Here is a 1232-nt window from a genome sequence, read left to right on the forward strand (position 1 = left end):
TGGACTACCCCCATTCCAATAGACATTTTCCGGCCTCATAACGAGGCGCTTTCAAAGGCCTCAGGACTGACGCCGCCCAAGTGACTATGACGGCGAGTACGGTTGTAAAACACTTCGATGTAATCGAACACATCGGCCCTGGCCAAGTCACGGGTTTTGTAGATGCGCTTACGGATCCGTTCTTTTTTCAGGCTGCTGAAAAAAGACTCCGCCACGGCATTATCCCAGCAGTTGCCACGCCGACTCATGCTCTGCTCAAGGTTATTGGCCAAGCAAAAGCGCTTCCAGTCATCACAGCCGTACTGGCTACCCTGATCGGAATGCACCAGTACGCGCTCCTTGGGCCGACGGCGCCAGAGCGCCATCAATAACGCGTCCAGCGCGAGTTCACGGGCCAATGTCGGCTTCATCGACCAGCCCACGACCTTGCGCGCATAGAGATCCACCACCACGGCCAAATACAGCCAACCCTGCCATGTGCGGATGTAGGTGATGTCGGTCACCCAAGCCTTGTTGGGGGCATCAACTGTGAATGCTCGGTTGAGATGATTGGGTGCAATGATCGACGGCCGCCCGGCAATTGGGCGCGGCGCCTTATAGCCCCTCAACGCCTTGATCCGGTTGGCACGCATCAACCGCGCAACGCGGTGTTTGCCGCAACTCTCGCCGGCTTCCCGCAAGTCGCCATAGACGCGTAGAGCACCGTAAACCCCTCGGCTAGCCGCATAGGAATCGCGGATCAATTTCAGCAAGCGGTCGTTATCCTGGTCGCGCTCAGAAACGGGCTTGTGTAGCCATTGGTAGAACCCGGCACGAGCGATCCGCAATACCCTGCACATCGTGGTAATTGCATACTGATGACGATGCTCGTTCATGAAGCGGTACTTCACTCGGGCTCTCTGGCAAAGTACCGCGCGGCTTTTTTTAAGATATCCCGCTCTTCTTCAAGGCGGCGCATTTGGGCCCGTAGCCGCAGGATTTCACTCTTGGCTTCGAGCAATTCGCTGGCCTGCTTTTCTGATTTATCAGGGGTGACGGCGCTCACCCATTTATAGAGGCTGTGAGTCGAGACGCCGAGGCGTGCGGCAATCTCCGCGACTGAATAGCCGCGTTCAACCACCTGCCTGACGGCTTCCGCCTTGAATTCCGGGGTGTATCGCTGGGTACTCATAGACTTCCTCCTATGCTCAAAGCATAGGCCGGGGATGTCTACCTTTCCGGGGGCAGTCCAA

At 56.8% G+C, this 1232-nt stretch carries 1 protein-coding gene; it reads right to left on the reverse strand.

The features are described 5' to 3' along the window. Positions 1–35: 35 nt before the first annotated feature. Positions 36–1171 (reverse strand): IS3 family transposase gene (locus tag UW3_RS0102275; protein ID WP_202802425.1). Its coding sequence is split into 2 segments (ribosomal slippage): positions 36–919 and positions 919–1171, totalling 1137 coding nucleotides; the frame shifts between segments, so codons are not numbered across the junction. Positions 1172–1232: the final 61 nt, after the last annotated feature.

Source organism: Pseudomonas donghuensis, from assembly GCF_000259195.1.
Taxonomy (GTDB): Bacteria; Pseudomonadota; Gammaproteobacteria; order Pseudomonadales; family Pseudomonadaceae; genus Aquipseudomonas; species Aquipseudomonas donghuensis.